Annotated in this window: 3 protein-coding genes; all 3 read right to left on the bottom strand. The window is 68.2% G+C overall.

What is annotated here, in order from left to right; translation table 11 throughout:
- Positions 1-162 precede the first annotated feature (162 nt).
- Genes ruvA through B0684_RS13575 form a run of 3 tightly spaced genes read right to left on the bottom strand, consistent with a single transcriptional unit; the run spans position 163 to position 2,045 of the window.
- Positions 163-771 carry a Holliday junction branch migration protein RuvA gene (gene ruvA / locus B0684_RS13585; protein WP_018168502.1) on the bottom strand — a complete coding sequence of 203 codons (609 nt, stop codon included), beginning with the start codon at positions 769-771 and terminating at the stop codon, positions 163-165.
- Positions 768-1,283: a crossover junction endodeoxyribonuclease RuvC gene (ruvC, locus tag B0684_RS13580; RefSeq protein ID WP_026181986.1), complete on the bottom strand. Its 516-nt coding sequence runs from the start codon at positions 1,281-1,283 to the stop codon at positions 768-770. Before ruvC ends, ruvA begins: the two co-directional genes overlap by 4 nt.
- A 21-nt stretch (positions 1,284-1,304) precedes the next feature.
- A complete protein-coding gene (locus tag B0684_RS13575) occupies positions 1,305-2,045 on the bottom strand; it encodes a YebC/PmpR family DNA-binding transcriptional regulator (RefSeq protein ID WP_018649781.1) in 741 nt (246 codons plus the stop codon).
- Between the last annotated feature and the right edge of the window lie 173 nt (positions 2,046-2,218).

Below are 2,218 nucleotides of genomic sequence, written 5' to 3'. Positions count from 1 at the left end.
GTACCTCGCGGTGCGCTCGCGAGAGAGCGCGTGGCAGTAAGCAGACCGAGGCCACCGTAAACACCGAAGGACGAACCAGGGCCAGCCTCTACTGAGCGAGACATGCCCCAGGGCGGACGACACCTCAAACGGCAGCCAGGGAGCCGCGCGGCTTGGTGTACGTTAGCGCTTGACGGTGGCGCGGAGGGCCAGGCGTACCAGGGTCTCCACCGAGTCCGCCTGGTCGCGTACGGCGGCGACCATCTTCTCGGCGCTGGCGCGTTGATAGCCCAACGACTCCAGCGCGGCCAGGGCCTCGGCTTCCATCGCGGCGGCGGGCGTCGGTTCGCTGCCGCCCGCTCCCCCGGCGGGCGCGCCGACAAAGCCCATCTCGGCGAGGCGTTCGCCCAGTTCCAGCACGATGCGTTCGGCGGTACGCTTGCCGATACCCGGCACCTTGGCCAGGCCGGTGACATCGCCGCCGCTGATCAGGCCCGCCAGCTCGTCGCCGGCGTAGGTAGAAAGCATGGCAAGCGCCAGCTTCGCACCGATGCCGTTCACACGGATCAGACGCCGGAACAGGTCGCGATCGCGCTTGTTCAGGAAACCGAACAGCTGGTGGGCATCCTCGCGCACGACCAGATGGGTGGCCAGCACGACGGTCTCGCCCGGCTCCGGCAGGGCCGCCAGCGTGGACAAAGGGACGTCAACCTCGTAGCCAACCCCGCCGGCGTCGATCACGACGCCGTTAACCTCGCGGCTGATCAGCCGGCCTTCCAGCCGCGCGATCATGGGCGACCCCCGATCGAGCCGGAGGTGGCGGCCGCCAGGCGCGCCTCGTGCTGCTGGGTGTGGGCGTGGCAAAGCGCGACGGCCAGGGCATCGGCCGCGTCGCTGCTGGCCGGTTCGGCCAGGCGTAACAATTGCTGCATCATGTGCTGGACCTGTTCCTTGTCCGCCCCGCCGATACCGACCACGGCCAGCTTGATCGCACGCGGGGCGTATTCGTGTACCGCAAGGCCGGCCTGGGTGGCGGCGCAGATGGCCGCGCCCCGGGCATGTCCCAGCTTGATCGCGGACTGGGCATTGCGCGCGACGAACACCGATTCGATGGCCAGCACGTCGGGCTTCAGTTCATCGATCACCTCGACCACGCCGGCGAAGATCTCGCCCAGGCGCTCGGGGAAACCCTTGGCCTTGGGCCGGATCACACCGTGCCCGCAGGAGCGGCCGCGGCTGCGATCATACTCGACGACCGCGAAGCCGGTGATCCGGGAACCGGGGTCGATCCCGAGGATACGCACGCCGGTCACGCGGCGGCCGGATCAGTCACCGCTGACCTCGTCGGGGAAGTCGGCATTGGTGAAGACATTCTGCACGTCATCCAGGTCGTCGAGCATGTCCAGCAGCTTGAGGATCGACTCGGCGGTCTCCGCGTCCAGTGGCGCGAGCGTCTCCGGGCGCCAGGTGACCTCGGCATCCTCCGGCTGGAGTTCGCGTTCCGCCAGCGCGGCGCGGACGTCCTGATAGGTATCGGGTTCGGTGATGACCTCGATGGAACCGTCATCCTCGAGCTGGACGTCTTCGGCTCCGCCCTCCAGCGCGGCCTCCATCACCACCTCTTCGTCCAGCCCGGGGGCGAAGCGGATCACGCCCTTGTTCTGGAACAGATAGGCCACCGAGCCGTCGGTACCCAGGTTGCCGCCCATCTTGGAGAAGGCGTGGCGCACCTCGGCGACCGTGCGGTTGCGATTGTCGGTCATGCAGTCGACCAGGATGGCCGCGCCGCCCGGACCGTAGCCCTCGTAGCGGATCTCCTCGACGTTGTCGCCGTCGCTCTCGCCCGCGCCGCGCTTGGCGGCACGCTCGATGGTGTCGCGGGTCATGTTGGCGCCCAGCGCCTTGTCGATCGCCAGGCGCAGGCGCGGGTTGGTCTCCGGGTCCGAGCCGCCCTGGCGCGCAGCGACGGTGATCTCGCGGATCAGCTTGGTGAAGAGTTTGCCGCGCTTGGCGTCCTGGGCATTCTTGCGATGCTGGATGTTCGCCCACTTGCTGTGGCCTGCCATTCGGTCACGACTCCTTCGATTGGGTTCGGTTGCAGCGGCCCCGGGATTCCACCGAGCCGCAGGACCCGCACAGTCTAATCGCTGGCGCGGCGGTAATCACGGATGCCTACGCAGTACTCACCCACACCGCCTCTTCCCTCCCCCGTCATTGCGAGGAGCAGAGCGACGAAGCA

Source organism: Thioalkalivibrio versutus (genome assembly GCF_001999325.1).
Lineage (GTDB): Bacteria > Pseudomonadota > Gammaproteobacteria > Ectothiorhodospirales > Ectothiorhodospiraceae > Thioalkalivibrio > Thioalkalivibrio versutus.
The sequence above is the reverse complement of the archived record's forward strand: the minus strand, read 5'-3'. Positions and strand labels throughout refer to the sequence as shown.

What these genes read in the sequence shown, in the direction of transcription:
- B0684_RS13575 (WP_018649781.1), bottom strand. Translation starts at nt 2,045, where the DNA reads ATGGCAGGCCACAGCAAGTGGGCGAACATCCAGCATCGCAAGAATGCC.
- ruvA (WP_018168502.1), bottom strand. Translation starts at nt 771, where the DNA reads ATGATCGCGCGGCTGGAAGGCCGGCTGATCAGCCGCGAGGTTAACGGC.